The 17,843-nt window shown below is 42.8% G+C and carries 13 protein-coding genes and 1 tRNA gene; 8 read left to right on the forward strand and 6 right to left on the reverse strand.

Going from position 1 to position 17,843, the window contains the following annotated elements:
• Together WBJ10_RS10975 and WBJ10_RS10980 are read left to right on the forward strand one after the other, a co-directional pair.
• On the forward strand, positions 1-2,049 hold a 2,049-nt coding region (locus tag WBJ10_RS10975; protein ID WP_424290229.1), incomplete at its 5' end, for a patatin-like phospholipase family protein.
• Complete coding sequence (locus WBJ10_RS10980) at positions 2,046-2,606, forward strand: hypothetical protein (protein WP_424290231.1); 561 nt, start codon at positions 2,046-2,048, stop codon at positions 2,604-2,606. The genes WBJ10_RS10975 and WBJ10_RS10980, both read left to right, overlap by 4 nt.
• A 10-nt stretch (positions 2,607-2,616) precedes the next feature.
• On the opposite strand, the gene WBJ10_RS10985 is transcribed toward WBJ10_RS10980, so the two are convergent.
• Positions 2,617-5,007, reverse strand: coding sequence for a BamA/TamA family outer membrane protein (locus tag WBJ10_RS10985; RefSeq protein WP_424290233.1), 2,391 nt, complete (start codon positions 5,005-5,007; stop codon positions 2,617-2,619).
• On the opposite strand from WBJ10_RS10985, the gene WBJ10_RS10990 reads away from it, so the two are divergent.
• The 3 genes from WBJ10_RS10990 (at position 4,998) to WBJ10_RS11000 (ending at position 6,072) form a co-directional block, all read left to right on the forward strand.
• On the forward strand, positions 4,998-5,741 hold the full coding sequence (locus WBJ10_RS10990; protein ID WP_424290235.1) for a TrmH family RNA methyltransferase: 744 nt from the start codon (positions 4,998-5,000) through the stop codon (positions 5,739-5,741). The genes WBJ10_RS10985 and WBJ10_RS10990 overlap by 10 nt on opposite strands.
• 51 nt (positions 5,742-5,792) lie before the next feature.
• A tRNA-Cys gene (locus tag WBJ10_RS10995) sits at positions 5,793-5,863 on the forward strand.
• A gap of 26 nt (positions 5,864-5,889) precedes the next feature.
• Positions 5,890-6,072, forward strand: coding sequence for a spore protein (locus WBJ10_RS11000; RefSeq protein ID WP_424290237.1), 183 nt, complete (start codon positions 5,890-5,892; stop codon positions 6,070-6,072).
• A gap of 564 nt (positions 6,073-6,636) precedes the next feature.
• Here the strand turns inward: WBJ10_RS11000 and WBJ10_RS11005 are convergent.
• The 3 genes from WBJ10_RS11005 to WBJ10_RS11015 all read right to left on the reverse strand — a co-directional run bounded on the left by WBJ10_RS11005 (position 6,637) and on the right by WBJ10_RS11015 (position 11,042).
• Positions 6,637-7,668, reverse strand: a complete 1,032-nt coding sequence (locus WBJ10_RS11005) for a quinone-dependent dihydroorotate dehydrogenase (protein WP_424290239.1) — start codon at positions 7,666-7,668, stop codon at positions 6,637-6,639.
• 40 nt (positions 7,669-7,708) lie between these two features.
• Positions 7,709-10,138 (reverse strand): AsmA family protein, encoded by a 2,430-nt coding sequence (locus WBJ10_RS11010; protein ID WP_424290241.1) that lies wholly within the window; start codon positions 10,136-10,138, stop codon positions 7,709-7,711.
• Between the two features lie 202 nt (positions 10,139-10,340).
• Positions 10,341-11,042: a hypothetical protein gene (locus WBJ10_RS11015; RefSeq protein ID WP_424290243.1), complete on the reverse strand. Its 702-nt coding sequence runs from the start codon at positions 11,040-11,042 to the stop codon at positions 10,341-10,343.
• Between the two features lie 171 nt (positions 11,043-11,213).
• On the opposite strand from WBJ10_RS11015, the gene WBJ10_RS11020 reads away from it, so the two are divergent.
• A complete protein-coding gene (locus WBJ10_RS11020) occupies positions 11,214-13,133 on the forward strand; it encodes an ABC-F family ATP-binding cassette domain-containing protein (protein WP_424290251.1) in 1,920 nt (639 codons plus the stop codon).
• A 29-nt stretch (positions 13,134-13,162) separates the two neighbouring features.
• Positions 13,163-14,458: a DUF5103 domain-containing protein gene (locus WBJ10_RS11025; protein WP_424290245.1), complete on the forward strand. Its 1,296-nt coding sequence runs from the start codon at positions 13,163-13,165 to the stop codon at positions 14,456-14,458.
• 109 nt (positions 14,459-14,567) lie between these two features.
• On the opposite strand, the gene WBJ10_RS11030 is transcribed toward WBJ10_RS11025, so the two are convergent.
• Positions 14,568-16,046: a Gfo/Idh/MocA family oxidoreductase gene (locus WBJ10_RS11030; RefSeq protein WP_424290247.1), complete on the reverse strand. Its 1,479-nt coding sequence runs from the start codon at positions 16,044-16,046 to the stop codon at positions 14,568-14,570.
• A 186-nt stretch (positions 16,047-16,232) separates the two neighbouring features.
• Here WBJ10_RS11030 and WBJ10_RS11035 point away from each other — a divergent pair, with 186 nt between their 5' ends.
• A complete protein-coding gene (locus WBJ10_RS11035; RefSeq protein ID WP_424290249.1) occupies positions 16,233-16,754 on the forward strand; it encodes an acyl-CoA thioesterase in 522 nt (173 codons plus the stop codon).
• 60 nt (positions 16,755-16,814) lie between these two features.
• On the opposite strand, the gene WBJ10_RS11040 is transcribed toward WBJ10_RS11035, so the two are convergent.
• Entirely contained in the window at positions 16,815-17,219 is a 405-nt protein-coding gene (locus WBJ10_RS11040; protein WP_424290253.1) for an EVE domain-containing protein, read from the reverse strand.
• Positions 17,220-17,843 lie beyond the last annotated feature (624 nt).

Below are 17,843 nucleotides of genomic sequence, written 5' to 3' on the forward strand. Positions count from 1 at the left end.
GGAAATTTCAAAAACAATTACCGCTTTTTCTTTAATAAGAAACCCGAAAACCCCTCCTTTCTCACGGCCAAACTACAGGTCGACACGGGTTTTAATATCAAACTAAGGTCGAACCTGATTAATGATGTACCCCTTAATTATGCTCTCCTGGAACTTTTCGGCCAGGCTTCTGTCAATGCCGGAGATAACTTTGATAAGCTATTCGTGCCATTCAGATGTATCGTGGCCGATGTGCTTTCCCAGGAAATGATTCCCGTATCAATGGGCAGTTTACCTGAGGCTATTAGAGGTACCTTTACTGTCCCGCTGGTATACCGGCCGGTCAAAGTAAACGAAAAGTATGTTTTCGATGGTGGCCTGTACAATAATTTCCCTGTAGACGTCCTGAAAAAAGAGTTCAAACCGGATTATATGATAGGTTCGAACGTTTCTTCGAAAATTTTCAATGACTATCCAAAGGAAGATGATGAGAAGTTAATGAACCGCTTCCTGGTTTATATGTTCTTATCCAAATCCGATTCTACATCTATTGGAAAAAATGGGGCCTATATTCAACCCGACCTGACAGGATTTAGCACTACCGATTTTTCACCCGTTGCGGAACTAATAAAAAGGGGCTATGATGCGACAATAGCAAATATGGTCGATATTAAAAATTCAGTTAGCGCGCGTACAAGCGCCGAAGAACTGGCTATAAAAAGGGCAAAGTTTAAAAATAGAAAATCAACCCTGGAATTCGATGAAATTCTGGCAACAGGCGTCAATCCCAGGCAAAAAAGGTATGTCGAAACAGTCATTAATAGTTCGGTTATAGAAAACCCCACGATTGAACAGCTCAAGCCGGGATATTATAAACTCGTAGCGGACGATAATTTTGAAACGGTATACCCTAGAATACGCCGCGAACCCAACACCGATGGTTATGATTTTGAAGTTCAGGTTCAGAGGGAGAAAAACTTCAAACTCGACTTTGGCGGCGCGGTCTCTACACGGCCAATCAGTAATGCTTACGTTGGCCTGCAGTATAATTACCTCAGGAAAAACTCTTATACGTTTTCAGCAAATTTTTACGCAGGCGGATTCTACGAGTCTGCTCAGGGCATGTCACGGATGGATGTGCCCGGCAGACTTCCCTTTTTCGTAGAAGCGGAATTCACCTACAACCATTGGAATTATTTTAACAAAAGCCAGATCTTTATTGAAGATATCGATCCCACGTTCATCGAACAGTCAGATAAGAAGAGCGCAGTAAAACTTGGCTTTCCATTAAGTAATAATGGAAAAATGGAACTGCAGGCGGGTATTATAAACTTTTCCGATCATTACAGTCCCAACCGCCGCTTCCAGTTTGGTGACATTCTGGACCGCAGCAGCTTTGACGGGCTAACGTCGTCACTCACATTTAGTAAAAACCTTCTAAACCGAAGGATGTATGCTACAGAAGGATCTTCGTTCCGTGTGGGGATAAACGTGTATAGTGGTAAAGAAAAATATATCCCGGGCAATATTCTCAGGGGCGAAGTAAGCTTTAGTCCTGTTGGTGAGAAACTGATTAACCGCAATTGGTTCCAGGCAAAATTAAGCCGTGAGCAATATCCATTTCACATAAAACGATATTCATTCGGGTACCTGACAGAAATTGTTATTAGTAATAAGCCAGCTTTCAGTACGTACAAATCAACACTGCTCAGTGCTCCGGCATTTTATCCGCTGCAGGACTCTAAATCCTTGTATCTGGAAAAATTCCGGGCAAACTCTTATGGCGCCCTGGGAATTAAGAATGTATTTAACTTAGGGAAAAATCTCGATGCAAGGGCAGAATTTTATATCTTTCAGCCTGTGGAAGAATATGAGCTTAACAAGCTACAGTCTGTCAGTTATGGCGACCTTTTCGCTAAGAGTTATTTAGCTGCAACTGCCGGCTTAGTTTATCATACATTAGTAGGCCCGATAAGCCTGAGTTTGAATCATTACGATGATGACAATAAGCGGTTCGGTGTAATGTTCCATGCAGGATTTTTAATTTACAATAAGCGTTCATTTGAATGAAAATTTTAACCCGTACCCTACTTTTTTGCTTGTTGAGTCTCACGGCTGCCCTAGCCATGGCTCAGAATGAAGCGGTATCCGTACAGCAAATTGCGTTGAATAATTTTGTAGTCAAAGAAAACCTGCTGAAAAATAATAAGATCGCTATAATCGCTGCGGATATTAACGACAAACCTATTGAGACCTTTAATGGCACATTTCAGTTCAGCATCAATGGTTTTCAGCAGGAATTAAAATTTAATGATGGAGTGGCCGTACCAGCGCAGCCAATCGATAAGTCGACATTTTTGTATCTGAGGCATGAAAACGAAGCTGGCACACATGGAAAGCTTTATTATGTCTATAAGAAAGGTGACAACCTTAGTCCTTATAAAATAAGCTGGTTGTTTCTGATTCTGGTTCCTCTTGCTATAATAGTGCTAGCTACCCTATTCAAGAAATTTATCATTATTGGTGGGATCATATTAGTAGCTTTCCTGATATTCAATTCCAAGAACGGCCTTGGTATCCCGACATTCTTCGATACAGTGGTAGACGGACTGAAAGGCTTGTTTTAAAGCCTCTGACCTAGAAAGGCATCCCTATCCCAAAATTATACTGAATCAACCTGTACACATCCGGGTTATTCGTAACCTCATATCTCTCTTTCAAATCTTTCAGACCAGATCTGTTGAAGAGATATTTAAGTACGTACTGATCCGACCCTCTAAATTGCGGATCTTTAACCTTGATACCCACATCGAATCTAAAAACGAAGTAATTCAGGTCGAAGCGTAGACCAGCGCCCGTACCAACTGCCAGCTGCCCGAGGAATTTATTAAACGCAAATTCCCCGCCCGGGTTTTCAATCATGCTCGCCTTAGATTTCTTTCTCCAAACGTTTCCAAAATCGACAAATCCGGCTCCTTTAATCTTTGCATTCAAAAAGTTTTCGGCCATTGTAAAGCGGTATTCCAGGTTTCCTTCAAGCTTATATTCCCCCAGTTGATCCAGATTTCTCAAATTCCTCCTCAGGGTATCGGCCCGTCCGCCAGTTCCCAAAGAAGATCTGTTATAATTGCCAGGACCTAGGGTCCTTGCCTGCCATGCCCTGACCCCGCTTGATCCCCCGGCGAAGAAATTTTTCTCAAAGGTCAGTTGCTGGCTATTGCCGTGAGGAATCCCGATACCCGTATTGAGCCGGAAAATGACTTGCTTTTCACCACCCAGCGACCGGTATAACCTGCCATCAAACTCCGTTTTCACGTATTCCTGATAAGGCAGGCCAAATAATGTCTTTGCACCCGTCGAATCCGTAGGGAATTTAATAACCCGGTCCAGTAAGCCCAGGGTGTTTCCTGCCGCATCTATGGCACCCCTGAAATATATAAAATTGCTGTAGGTGTTTAACCTGATATTATTAAGGGTATATGCATACTGACTTCCCAGATTAAAGAAAGCCCTGTTATTGGTACGCACATAGAGTTCGTAGCCCCGCTGCCGCAAACTATCTCTAAAAACTGAATTAAGTATACCCTTTCTGAATTCAATATTAATTGGCGTCAGGGAGTGAAACTTGTATTTTGTCTCTACCCAGTCGTAAGTAATCGCATTGATAAATACCCGGCTCGAAAAGGCATCCTTCTGATCAAATAGCTGCAAGCTGCTGGAAACGGTCGTATGCGGGACTCCGTTCTTACCAATAACTGGGATTGGGAAAGGTACTAAAAGCTTCGGGAAAATTAAATTAGCACCCAGCTGGAGGTCTCTGCTAAAAATCCTGTCAATCAGGCTTCCGGTCGCATTAGCATCGAAAAGCAGTCCGTACTTAGCCTTAATTTCCAGCATTTCAGCTCCCCCGAAAAGGTTTCGGTTCGTATAAGTATTACCGATATTAAAACCGTTTCGGCCCGAATTGAATGTATACTCCCCCTCAACCCTGTTGCTCATCCGCTTTAGCGGTACAATATCGTAACGGGGTTGCAGGCGGTTAGTACTATCACTGGTCTTAGCATAATCAATCTTAATTGTGCGGAACACATTCAGGTCATAAAGCCTGTCGTACGTTAAATCTTCTTTATTGATATTGTATTTTTCACCCTTATTGATAAACAGGTATTTGCTTATAGGTTTCGGTTCAAACTTTTGCGAATAATCTACAAAACGATATTGCGTATCGACGGTAATTGTATCAACGATGAGGCTGTCTGTTAATCCCTCACTATCACGGATAGTTACCAAACTATTATCAATAGTGTAAACCTGATGGGCAGGCTTATCGGTTGGGTTGGCCAGATACATGGTAACTTTAGCCTGGCTGCTATTTAAATTACTGTCGACATCAAACCTCACAAACTGCCGCAGATAATCAAAATAACCGTTTTCCTTCATAAGCCTGTAAATCTGCTCACGTTCATAGTTTAAGGAATCAGAATCAAAACGCGCACCTTCCCTCATACGCGTAAAACTAGCGCGATTTGCCTCATAAAGCTGCGCAACGGCCGAATCCGCAATTTCATGTGTGATGGAACTGATCTTAAATTCCGGTCCCTGTTTAGCGGTAAATGTTATGGTGGCTTTCTTCTTTTCCACCTGGATGTCGCTTTTCACCTTCGCCATGAAAAAGCCTTTGGTAGCTAAGAACTTTTCGATCTGTATCCGTGAAATTTCAACCAGGGAACTGTCGAGTATATGGGGAGCCTCCCCAATGGCACGAACACGGTCGGTCCGGTATTTGCCGTTTTTAGTATTAAAAAAATTGTAAAGAGCCAGGTTAAGGCGCGAATTAGGGCGGATATCGTTCTGTACGAAAGTCAGGGCGCTTGCTGCAAATTCCTTGTCCACACTATCCAGTTCTACGCTCGTAACCAGCGCCTGATCCTCGGCAAGATAGCGTGTAGCATTGCAGGCGGATAGAATTAAGATCAAAAGCAGTATACTTGCAAGTGAGAAACTACGGTAGATAGAGTATGATTTCAAAGTCTCAAATAAGTTTTATAAAATCGTTACAGCAAAAAAAAATCCGAAAAGAACACGGCCTTTTTGTCGTGGAAGGCTTAAAATCCGTCTCAGAATTTATTCATTCTCATTATACAGTCGACACTATCTATTATATTGAAAATGTGATGCCAAAGTTGGGCAATTTATCACACAATATAAAGCCAATTGAGATTAGCATTTCCGAACTGACAAAAATCAGTGCTTTAAGCTCACCCCAACAAATCCTCGCACTCGTAAAAATTCCAGAACACAGAACTTTAACAACGCAAATGCTAAAAGGTTGTTTCACAATCGCACTTGATGGTATACAGGATCCCGGAAATTTAGGTACTATCATCCGTACGGCGGATTGGTTTGGAATAAAGTATCTCGTATGCTCAGGAGATACGGTAGACGCCTATAATTCCAAAGTGGTCCAGGCAACTATGGGTTCGCTTTCCAGGGTGCACGTTTCCTATACAAACCTGGATAAATTTTTGGAACAGGCTGATGTTCCTGTTTTCGGTGCACTTCTGGAAGGCAATTCAATCTATAAAACCGAATTCGGCAGCGAAGGAATTTTAATTTTGGGCAACGAAGGAAATGGAATCCGAAGTGAAATTAGCCGTCGAATCCAATTCCCGGTGACCATTCCGCGGTTCGGAGAGGCTGAATCACTGAATGTAGCGGTATCTGCTTCGATATTTTGTTCCGAGATGAGAAGAAATTCATAAATTTATTGGGCGAGCAATAATAAATTGCTACTTTTGCAGTCCTTTACATAAGGTCGGGTGGCCGAGTGGCTAGGCAGAGGTCTGCAAAACCTTTTACACCGGTTCGAATCCGGTCCTGACCTCAACAAAAAAATTAAAATTTAAAACCATGGGCGTTACACGTTTAAAAAGAAAAGACAGAAAGAATAAAACCACTTCACGTTTAGAGGTTCAATTTTTGAAATTAGGCCGCAATATTGAAACTGGAAGCCGTTCAGCTGAAAAATCAACAAGCCAGATCAGCAAGAACAATGCAGTATTAGCTAAGATCGAAGCTGCAGCTAAGAAGTAAGAGATTCTTCTTTAGAAAATTCAATCCTGACCAGAGATGGTTGGGATTTTTTTTTGGGAGGTCCCTCGCTGCTCTTCGGGATGACGGCTGTTTGTTTTTTAGGGGAGGGAGATTTCTCCTCGCGGCACGGGCCCAGTAAATGATTGTAAAACCCCTCGCTCGTCGAAATGTTATTTCTTTTGAATTTCCTCCCATAGGTCATTCCATGTAGGGTCTAGGTCAGAAGTCACCCCGATATAAAGGGTTGTTTTGTGTTTATTAGTCATCATATATACGTAGCCCCCCTTTTTCATAATGGAAGGTAACCCCAATCCATATTTAAAGAAAAACCACTTAGTCAATGGTACACAAAAGTTAGTAATGGGGACAATTTCGACGAGCCAGGAAACATTTGATAATTTAAAACTAACGTCCGGCGAGGAGAAATCTCCATTCACCCACACGCTGCGATGGTCGTCATCCCGAAGCGCAGCGAGGGACCTCAAGCCCAATAGCGACCTTTATAATAAATAACCACCCGCTCGTCATCCCGAAGCGCAGCGAGGGACCTCCTCTAGCCCCTTCCTAACTAACGACCTTCAAAACCCCCTTCAATATCCTCTTCACCAATCCCGGCCCTTCATACACAAACCCTGTATAAATCTGCACCAGCGTTGCACCGGCGTTAATCTTCTCAATTGCATCTTCCGCCGAATGGATACCGCCTACCCCAATTATCGTAAAAGCTTTATTTGATTTTTCTGAGAGGTAACGTATAACTTCTGTTGAGCGCTTTGTGAGGGGTTTGCCGCTCAAACCGCCTGTTTCTTTGGAAATATTTCCAGGTGATGTTAGTCCTTCTCTGAATATCGTAGTATTTGTTGCAATAACTCCCGCGATCTTCGTTTCCATAACGATCTCGATAATGTCGTCGAGTTGCGAATCTGAAAGATCCGGCGCTATCTTTAGCAGGATGGGCCGGCTAATATCATTTTTATGGTTCCGCTGTTGCAGTGTATTTAAAATATTCTTTAATGGTTCCTTTTCCTGTAGTTCACGTAATCCAGGCGTATTCGGTGAGCTGACATTAACGACAAAGTAATCCACTACATCAAAAAGCTTATCAAAGCATTTAATATAATCACTTAGCGCGTCCTCATTAGGCGTTTGTTTATTTTTACCGATATTCCCGCCAATGATCAGGCCCTTGCGGTCAAGCTTACTCAAACGATGCGCTACCACATCGACACCCTGGTTATTGAACCCCATACGGTTAATCAATGCTTCATCGGCCGGGAGCCTGAACATGCGTGGTTTTTCATTGCCAGATTGCGGCAAAGGGGTTACTGTGCCGATCTCAATAAATCCGAATCCAAATTCGGTGAGTTCTTCAATAAAATCTGCGTTTTTATCAAAGCCTGCAGCGAGGCCAAGCGGGTTCTTGAACTTCAATCCAAACACCTCCCTTTCAAGACGATTATCCTCCAGCTGATATGCCTGCTTTAATAAAGGCTTTACCCCCCAAATACGGTTAACGGCACGCAGTCCGCCCGTTACAAAATGGTGTATGTTCTCGGGGTCGAATTTGAACAAAAAGGGTTTTATAATCTGGTACATCCCGCGAAGTTACAGGTTTGACAATTAATACAGACCTACATTATTTATTATAGTCCTCAGGAGCATTTTTGCCCAGACGGAACCTTACCTTGCCATCTTCACCATCCAATGCCCTGAGATTAATAACTATGCCTTTGAGGTCGCGGTCTTTTCTGGCAACTTTCACCTCCGTGGCTTCGTCTTTACCCGGATTCCTTAACGGAATTTTAATGGCAATATTCGTTCCTTTAGTAAAGCTGTAAACACCCTCCATAAATATATTCAAAACACTCGAACGGATTTCCATAGGCGGGATAATAACCTTATCTCCCTGGATATTTAAAGTGTTTTTAAGGCTTGTAAATCGGATATTAGAGAAATCCCTGTTCGGAAAAGCAAAGTTTCCGACCTTTTTCATAGGCTCAAAATTCACCAGGGCACCATTCCGGATATCAAACGTGACATTTCCTCTGAAGGACCGCGGCACTATCACACCATTGTCGCTCATAGAGCCAGAAATAGAGGTACCACCGAAAAATGTTCCGCGTAGATTATTGCTGGTTATCGCGTCCTGTCCAAAATTGTCAAAAGCATTAAACAGCTGTTCGACATTGACATTATTGATCTTTGTGTCGACATTAAACTTGTTAATTTTTCCTGTCTGATCGATATTTCCGGTTATATTAAGGCTCCCTCCACCCTGCTTGAGGCTCAAATTATTCAGAGCTATCCCCGATTGCTTCAAAGTAATCCCCCCGCGCACATCAGTTGCTGCAAATTTCTTGTAAAGTACTTTTTTAACATTCAGGTTCAAGTTCATACTAGCCTGTGCCAGCATCCGCTCCAGGTTTCCTGAGATCTTCTTTACACCCCCGGCGTCTGTCGGACTGCTGACATTTCTCCTGCCCAGGAAAACAAGAAACTCATTCAAATTGATCTGAGGGCTGCTAACCTGCCAGTTGATAAGCATTTTCTGAGGATCGGAATAGTACAGATTTGAAAAGTTCTTTACTTCACCCTTCATAGTCAATGAAGAGGTGCCGCTTCTCAATTTTATATTGTCAATAGAAAGATCCAGACCTTTGAAATTCATTTCTAACTGCATGTCCTGCAAGGTAAGATTACGTGGTTTATACGCAGCTTTTGCATCGTGAACATGAATCGAACCGTAAATAAAACGCTGGCCAGTATCATTTTGATCGAAGGGTGCTTTGTAAATCAGATCCAATTCCGCGCTTCCTGCATTGAACAGGAAAGTTGAACCGCCAAAGACCTTATTCAACTTCGCTAAAGGGAATGAAGAAATGAAACGCCCCGTAAACACTGGTCTTCTCAAATCAGTAATTCTAATTGAATCAGCGGTGAATGGTATATCATAGTATTCCCCTTTCAATTTATTGAAAATGATTACCGAGTTGGGATCATTCCTGGGGCCACCCTTAATCCACTCATTACTGTAGCTGCCCGTGAAACTGGCATTGGTTATAGTTTCACCTGACATGCCTATCTCGTTATCATTCACCACCCAATACGCGTCAATAAATGGCTCCCCACCCTTTTTTAATTTACCGCGAAGGGTAGCCCGGACCTCTACAGGATTTTTTACACTATACCGGGTAAGTCTTTTAGTAACATGTGAGGATAACAAGGTCAGAGCATCCTTATAAAGAATAGACGGTGCCTTTACGCTCAGTTTGTAATCCGTGTTATTCGGAGCGAACTTGAAATCACCGCCAATAAAAATATCGTCGTCATCAATGCCAATCTCCTGCTCCGGAATGGTTAAGTGATATTGTTCATCATTGTAAACCATATCGAGATCAAGGTCCAGATTCTTATTTCGCAGGAAACTTCCTCGTTTTGTATTGAAAGCAAATGCTTCTACTTTAGCCATTACTTTCACATTGCCTTTCCAGCCATCACTATTGTAATTGATCCTGCCGTCAAAATCATCCACGTTAAACTTAAAATGCTTGTTCTTAAGTTTATCGTCAATAGTTAGCATCACTTTATCCAGCCGCACGCGGTTAATCCTGTTACTTCCTCCGCCTTTTCCAGCCTTGGTGCTATCGCGCTTCTTAAAAATATCAGTGTTTCTTATCCCTGAACTATCTGTAAAAAGGTAAATAGTCCCATTACTTATCCGGATGTCCCTGATAGTAGGAGAACCTGTAAGAATTGAAAATGCATCGATTTTAATAAATACGTTTTTCGCTCTCAGAAGATCGTGTTTGTGCTTATCCCAAAGACTATCGCGAAGCAATACATTCTCAAGCCCCACCGAGATACCTGGGAAACCCTGAATTAATGAGGGTTCCATCCGCTCGATGGTAAGCTTCCCGTTAAGGTTCTCGTTGAGCTGCTTGGTAACCGTTCGAAGTAATTTCGCTTTGTTTGAATATACATAGGCTGCAAGGCCCATCCATAGGACAAGGACAAGAGCAATAAGTATCCCGCCTATTTTCAGCGTTAGATTTAACCAGCGTGGCATGTAGAATTTTGAATAAGCATTGATGAACTTCGCGAACTAATTTATTCTAATCAAATTGTACGCCAAGAAAATGCTATCAGGAAAGGATTTTGGGCCCTAAGTAAAATAAGAAAAAAATGGCTGAATATTATTTGAACAAACAAATAATTATTCAGCCATTTGAAAAGTAATATATGGTAAGCCTGTTAGCTCAATATTTAGCTTAATCCTCGAAATCGCATTCAGCGAATGCCTTCAGATTAGCTTTTAACTTAGAATACAGATTTGCATTTGAAGTACTGGATATAACGATTACTCCGTTTGTCTTTGAAGCGTTGCTCAAATCTGCGGATATCACATTTGTCATGAACTTATTTAGCTGAACATTAATCAGGCCCAGGTAATCATTACTTCCATTAACAATGAGGTCCTCAGCTTCTACTTCCAATTCAAAATCTTCGTTAAAATAAAACTCAACCGGAATTTTAGCCCCATTAGCATCCGTATAAGTTCCTTTCAACGTCAATGGCATATTGGTATCCGATTTTTTCAATTCTAGTTTTAATTCCACCTCGTCATAAGTACCATCAGGGATCGATACACTCCCTAAAAGTGGGCTCAGATTAAATAAATCAACACTGACAGGTTTCTTAAGTTCAAATTCGATCTCGGTATTTTTGCTTTCTGCCTCAAAATCGATTTCATTTATATACAATGAGCCGGAAGTCCAGGTTATACTTGAGTTTGAATTTACGCCAACAACTAAGCCGCTTCCTGAGATAGAACCACCCACGGATGCAGTATAATTTGCAGGCTTAACACGATACGACAGCTGACCACTGCCTGTGGAATCATCCTTTTCACATGACGACAACATCACTACAGCACCAAGCAGTGTACTGCCAATTTTGATTAAGCTTCTCATTTTTTCTTAGTTTAAGTTTACTCTTTTTAGGAATACGCAACAATTTTATAGCCTAAGAACGCTTAATTTTTAATAATGGTATCACAGCCCAAAATTGAAAACACTGAGCCTTTTACTAAGCTCTTTACCCGGGCAAAAAATAAACACATAATTTCCGTAGTTTTGCGCGAAATGATTGCGATAAATAACCTCACGTTCGAGATCGGTGCAAGGGCATTATACGACGACGCTAACTGGCATATAAAACCCGGTGAAAAAATTGGACTAATCGGTGCCAATGGAACCGGAAAAACAACACTTCTAAAGATAATTGTAGGCGATTATGCCCCTACAAGCGGCACGATATCCATGGCCAAGGATATTAAGATCGGATATCTAAACCAGGATCTTCTTTCCTATCAATCAGATAAAAGCATTTTGCATGTTGCGATGGAAGCTTTCGAGCGCCAAAACCAGCTGCATGCCGAAATTGAGGTATTGCTCAAGAAAATCGAAACAGAATACACCGACGAGCTGATCAATAAGCTCAGTGATAAACAAACTGAGTTCGAAGCGCTCGACGGCTATAATATTGAATACCGTGCCCATGAGATCATGGCCGGACTAGGATTTAGTGAAGCAGATACCCACCGTACCCTGGCTGAGTTTTCCGGGGGATGGCGAATGAGGGTAATGCTTGCGCGGATACTACTTCAGGCGCCTGACATACTCCTTCTGGATGAGCCAACCAATCACCTGGATTTACCATCGATTAAATGGCTGGAAACTTACCTTCAGGCATTTGAAGGTGCTATTGTGATCGTTTCGCACGATAGGTATTTCCTCGACCGCGTAGTAAAAAAGATTGTTGAATCCCGTAAAGGAAAGTTAATCCCTTACGCTGGAAATTATAGTTTCTATGTAAACGAGAAAGGCCTTCGTGAAGAGATACAAAGCGGGCAGTTTAAGAACCAGCAGGCGAAAATAAAACAGGAAGAAAAACTTATTGAACGTTTCCGCGCCAAGGCAAGTAAAGCCAAGATGGCCCAATCGCGTATAAAAGCCCTGGAAAAAATGGAGCGTGTAGATGATGTGGATGATGATAACCCATCGGTTAATTTCAGCTTCAAATTCAGTAAGCAGTCCGGGCGCCATGTCATCCGCATCGAAGACCTGACGAAAGCTTATCCGGGAGTTCCTATCCTGAAAAACGCTACGGCGACTATTGAAAAAGGAGATAAAATTGCACTTATTGGTGCCAACGGCCGGGGTAAATCGACGGTGCTACGAATTATTGCCGGTGCAGACAAGAATTTCACAGGAATGTGCGAAACCGGGCATAATGTAACCCAGACCTTCTTTGCACAGCACCAACTGGAAGCTTTGCATCTCGAAAACGAGATCATACGGGAGCTTCAGGCATTTGCACCAAAACATACGGAAACCGAGCTACGTTCCATCCTGGGGTGCTTCCTGTTTACAGGTGATGATGCCTTTAAAAAGATTAAAGTCCTGTCGGGAGGTGAAAAATCACGTGTTGCTTTGGCGAAAGCCTTAACGGCAGATGCTAACTTCCTGATCCTGGATGAGCCTACCAATCACCTGGATATTGCTTCAGTGAACATCCTGATACAGGCTCTCGACCAGTTCGAAGGGACATTTATTGTCGTATCTCACGATAGGTACCTTTTAGACAATGTGGCCAATAAAATCTGGTTTATTGAAGATCAGGAAATCAAGGAATATCCGGGAACATATGCAGAATATGAAGAATGGAATTCGAAACGGGTTTACGTGCCAAAGGTAATTGTGCAGGATGCTCCTAAAAAGGAAGTCAAAAAAGAGGAAAAACCACAGATTCAGACAGAAAATAAACAGAACGATCTTAAGAAGCTAAATCAGGCACTTCAGAAGCTGGAAGAGGAGATTGCAGAGCTCGAAACTTCGGTAAAAAATGCAGAGGCTGAACTGGCGAAAGAAGAAGTTTATTCGGATAGTGAGAAACTATCTGAAGCAAACCGTCGTTATCAGCAATTAAGCCCGCGTTTGCTGAAAGCCCAGGCCGAATGGGAACGTATGGCTGATGAGATCATGGAACTCGAAGGAAAGTAAATTTATCTTCGCGTAACAACCAATAGACTATGCGAAGATCAATTTTACTTTTCTTACTGACATTTTCCATCATTTCCTGCTCTGCTCAGAAAAAAGCCAGGGTCATGCCTGCCGAAACACCTCAAAGCATTCTCAGGTATGAAAACTTTGTTTATATACCTGAAATTCGTTCTGTAGAATTCTACAACCGATCGCGGGAGCAGTCTGTGCCGGTAATTACTCTGGGCAGCTCCGAAGCCTTACTGCTGGGTTTTGATGACCTTAGAGGTGGCACACGTAACATCACCTATTCAGTAGAGCATTGCGATGCCGAATGGAAAAGCAGCCGCTTATCCCCTATCGATTTCGTTGAAACATTTACCGAAGACCGCATCATTGACTACCGTTCATCTTTCAATACGCTCCAAAAGTATACCCATTACGAATTGATTATCCCGAACCTGAACGTCAGGCCTAAGATTTCGGGGAACTATTTACTGAAGGTTTATGAAGATAATGACCAGCGGAAACTCCTGCTTACACGTCGCATGTACATTATCAATCCCCTGGTGAGTATCGGTGCCGAGGTAGTCGCTTCGAACATCGTCAGTGAGCGTGATCAAAGACAGAAAATCAATTTCGTAGTTAATCACGGGCAGCTCAATATCAGCAACCCTTACCTGGATGTAAAGGCTTTTGTTGCGCAAAATAACAGGCCTGATAATGTCCAAACTGTCCTCCGCCCCACCTTTATACGGCCCGGCCAATTAGTTTATAATGATATGCGCGGAACTGATTTCCTGGGTGGCTCTGAATTCAGGCGATTTGATATTCGCAGCCTGCGTTTCAGGACGGAACGTATCGACCAGATCAATCAGGATACGGCCAATACCATAGTCCTTCTTCCTGATCTTCCGGAAAACCGGCTGGGATATACTTTCGTGTATGATGAGAACGGCGATTTCTTTATCCGCAATACCGATGGACGCGATAACCGGACTGACGCCGACTATGCAACAGTTCACGTATCACTTGCCGCCAAACGGCCTTCAGATGATGGTGAAGCTTATGTAGTCGGGCAGTTCAATAACTACCAGCTTAGAGATAAAATGGCTTTTGATGACATCAGCAAACGCTTCCGCGGATCTATATTCGTCAAGCAAGGTGTTTTCGATTACCATTATATCTGGGTGAGTAAGGATGGTAAGACACGTGATGATGTAGTATTCGACGGTTCTCACTTTCAGACCGAAAATGATTATCAGATTTACTTTTATTACCGCAGACCAGGTTCGAGGTGGGATGAGTTGGTGGGGTTTACGGAGCTCAATACGGTGAAGAGGTAGGAAGACCGAAATCGGAAGCCGGAGGTCAGATGTCGGATGGATTTCCGACATCTGAACCTATCCGTTATACCGAATAAAATTTCATTTCCTGCTTCTTTTTTTCGAAGACTTATACTCCACTAAGTTTCCATGGAGCCCTGTACTCGCGTTTAACGAATCGATTGACTTCGTCAACATTAGTAACTTTCATATTTTCAGCATCCCATAACAAATTAATGCCGCGGGTAGGATAGAATTTGCGCGGAGGTCTGCCATTTGCTCCCGGCGTTTCAGTAAAGAGGTCATGACCTCTGATAGCCAGATTACACATTAACATGGCCTCTGATAACAAGGCTGCCTTATCAAAAGGAGAACTCGTTTCCATGTTGCCATAACCTGCCAGGCAAGCTTCAACCCATTGTGCGTAATGCCCATTGGCCTGGTCTTTCACCCTTGCATATTTTTTAGGCAACGTTACTTCATCCATACGTGAAACCGGTAAAAGCCGTGCGTTGGCAGCGTAGCAGTTTGCCATCATTTTACCCTTTGTGCCGATAAACAGCATTCCGCCATCACCACCTCCAAAACGCTCTGATGGATCTAATTCTTCCGGACGCTGAGGCTGTATGCCGCCATCCATCCAATGGATTTTCACAGGACCCTGTGTCACTGGAGTTTTTGGAAAGGTCATGATGCTATAATTTGAAGCAGGTCCCGTTTCAGGGAAATAACCGGAACCGCTGGAACTGGTTTGCACTTCAGATACGTGCTGAAGACCCAAAACACTCATTGGTGCTTCAATAAAGTGAGCACCCATGTCGCCAAGGACGCCCGTTCCATATTCCCACCATCCTCTCCAGTTAAAAGGAGCCAGATCAATACCACCCTCAGAAGCCGGAGCAGGGAAAGCTCTTGCCGGAGCAGTACCTTGCCACAGATCCCAGTTTAAATGAGGTGGAGGTGTGGCCGTTTTTGTAGGCCAGTTCAAATTACCCTGGGGCCAAACCGGACGGTTAGTCCAGATCTGAACTTCGCTTACATCTCCAATAACTCCAGCTTCATACCACTCACGCATTTGCCTTACACCATCGTTTGATGATCCCTGGTTACCCATTTGGGTGACTACTTTATGCTTTTTGGCAAGATCTGCAAGAACACGTACTTCAAAAACGTCATGTGCCAGTGGTTTTTGGATCCAGCAGTGTTTGCCTAATACCATAGCTGCAGAACCTACAACTGCATGGGTATGATCCGGAGTTGATACGGAAACGGCATCAAATTTTTTATGCTCTTTATCGAACATCTCTCTCCAGTCGACATATCGCTTAGCATCAGGATATTTCGTGTATGTTCTTCCGGCCCGTTTTTCATCCACATCGCATAAAAATGCCATCTTAGCCTTACCGCTGCCTACAAATCCGGAAATGTCACTTTCTCCTTTGCCGCCTGCGCCGACTGCTGCAATATACAGTGTGTCACTCGGTGCAAGAAAACCTCTTCCCAGCACGTGACGCGGAACAATGGTAAATCCCGCAACTGCAGCAACGCTGCCTTTGATAAAAGTTCTCCGTGAATTATCAGAAACCTTCTTTTCTTTTTTTTCCTTCATTTTTTAGTTTTAGTATGTTTAGCTCAATTGTTTTAGATGAATTACCCGGCCTTTTACCATCATTTTATGTCGACCTCAATTTTAAGAACCCAAAGCTGATTTCAAAAAACAATGTAGGTATTATTATAAATAAATAAAATAACTTTTCGGATACATAACAAAAATCGTAAAGTTTATCTTTGCCCTATGTCCATCCACACTAAAACCCCAAAAAACTCCTTCACTATAATGAATGAGTTAGTTCTTCCCAACGATACCAACACTTTGAACAATCTAATGGGCGGAAGGCTTCTCCACTGGATGGATATTGCCGCTGCGATTTCGGCTCAGAAGCATTGCAATAGAATTGTGGTAACCGCTTCGGTTGATAATGTATCTTTCAAACAAGCTATTAAATTAGGAGATGTAATCACCATTGAGGCTAAGGTGACACGCGCTTTTCACACTTCAGTGGAAGTAAGACTCGATGTTTGGGCGGAAAATATTCCATCGGGTACAAGGGCTAAATCGAATGAGGCCTATTATACTTTTGTTGCAGTAGATCAAAGTGGGCGAACTATTCCCGTCCCTGAGATTAAGCCAGAAACCCCGGACGAGGTGGAGCTGTTTGAGGGCGCATTACGTCGCAGACAATTGCGTTTAATTCTAGCCGGGAAAATGGAACCTAATGATGCAAATGAGCTTAAATCCCTTTTCTTTAAAGAGTAATCGCACCAAGTATAATACACCACTTTACGGCAGGTAGCTTCCGAAGCTAGGCACAAAGTTTTAACTTCCCATCTCCAGGATCTTATCGAACTCTTCTGCTTTCAATGGAACAACGGAGATTCGTCCGTTTTTTATTAAAGCGATATCTTTTAAACTTTGTTCAGCTTTGATCTGGGCAAGAGTAACCGGCTTTTTTAGCGGCTCTACCGGGGCGAAGTCAACAACCAACCAATTGGTATCTTCCGTTGTCGGATCCTGATACGACTCACCAACCACTTTCGCAATTCCAACCACCTCTTTTCCTTCATTGCTATGGTAAAACAAAACCAGGTCCCCTGTTTTCATCTCCCTTAAATTATTTCTTGCCTGATAATTCCGGACACCATCCCAAAATGTTTTACCGTCTTTATTAAATTGTTCCCAGCTGTATTTGTGAGGTTCGGATTTTATTAGCCAATAGTTCATTTGATGCTTTGATTGTGGGGCAAAAGTAATAAATCTTTTAGCAGAGTCTTCATACTTACCGCCTATTTCGCGTTCGGTGTACTGTCCGACCCGGGCGGACCTCACCATACTAACGGCACCATTCGGGATTAGAACCCAATAACTGTAATGCACCAGTGTTTGTGTTTAAAGCAACAGTAAGCTATTGACCATGTGGCAGGTCTTTCTTTGCCTTCGTTTGGTTAGCCCGCCCCCGGCGGATAATCACCTCATTTAATCTTTCATTGCTCCATAGGCAAAAATTTAAATGGTTTATATTTCATTCTCATACCGGTACAATTCTCGTAAGAAGCTCCTTCTTCGCTTCCTTTACCTTCAGGTCCCACCTCCGACTACTAACCTCCGACTTCAGTCTTCTGACCTCCGACTTCAGACCTCAGACCTCCGATCTAACCTCCGAATTCCGACCTTCATTCCATTCACTCAGGATTCACTAGTGGTTCACTCCCCTTTCACCCCAAAATCCGTGCTTCCGACTGCAACAATTTATCTTTTCTTCCTTCCAATTTCACCTTTCAATTTCACCTTCCACGTTTCACTTTTCACCTTCCATCTTCCACCTTTCACCTTTCAACTTTCAACTCT

The organism is Daejeonella sp., from assembly GCF_049655485.1.
Lineage (GTDB): Bacteria > Bacteroidota > Bacteroidia > Sphingobacteriales > Sphingobacteriaceae > Daejeonella.

Bases quoted from the DNA above. Each gene is read 5' to 3' on its own strand.
- WBJ10_RS10980 (WP_424290231.1), top strand. From the start codon at position 2,046: ATGAAAATTTTAACCCGTACCCTACTTTTTTGCTTGTTGAGTCTCACG.
- WBJ10_RS10990 (WP_424290235.1), top strand. From the start codon at position 4,998: ATGATTTCAAAGTCTCAAATAAGTTTTATAAAATCGTTACAGCAAAAA.
- WBJ10_RS11000 (WP_424290237.1), top strand. From the start codon at position 5,890: ATGGGCGTTACACGTTTAAAAAGAAAAGACAGAAAGAATAAAACCACT.
- WBJ10_RS11005 (WP_424290239.1), bottom strand. From the start codon at position 7,668: ATGTACCAGATTATAAAACCCTTTTTGTTCAAATTCGACCCCGAGAAC.
- WBJ10_RS11010 (WP_424290241.1), bottom strand. From the start codon at position 10,138: ATGCCACGCTGGTTAAATCTAACGCTGAAAATAGGCGGGATACTTATT.
- WBJ10_RS11015 (WP_424290243.1), bottom strand. From the start codon at position 11,042: ATGAGAAGCTTAATCAAAATTGGCAGTACACTGCTTGGTGCTGTAGTG.
- WBJ10_RS11020 (WP_424290251.1), top strand. From the start codon at position 11,214: ATGATTGCGATAAATAACCTCACGTTCGAGATCGGTGCAAGGGCATTA.
- WBJ10_RS11025 (WP_424290245.1), top strand. From the start codon at position 13,163: ATGCGAAGATCAATTTTACTTTTCTTACTGACATTTTCCATCATTTCC.
- WBJ10_RS11030 (WP_424290247.1), bottom strand. From the start codon at position 16,046: ATGAAGGAAAAAAAAGAAAAGAAGGTTTCTGATAATTCACGGAGAACT.
- WBJ10_RS11035 (WP_424290249.1), top strand. From the start codon at position 16,233: ATGTCCATCCACACTAAAACCCCAAAAAACTCCTTCACTATAATGAAT.
- WBJ10_RS11040 (WP_424290253.1), bottom strand. From the start codon at position 17,219: ATGAACTATTGGCTAATAAAATCCGAACCTCACAAATACAGCTGGGAA.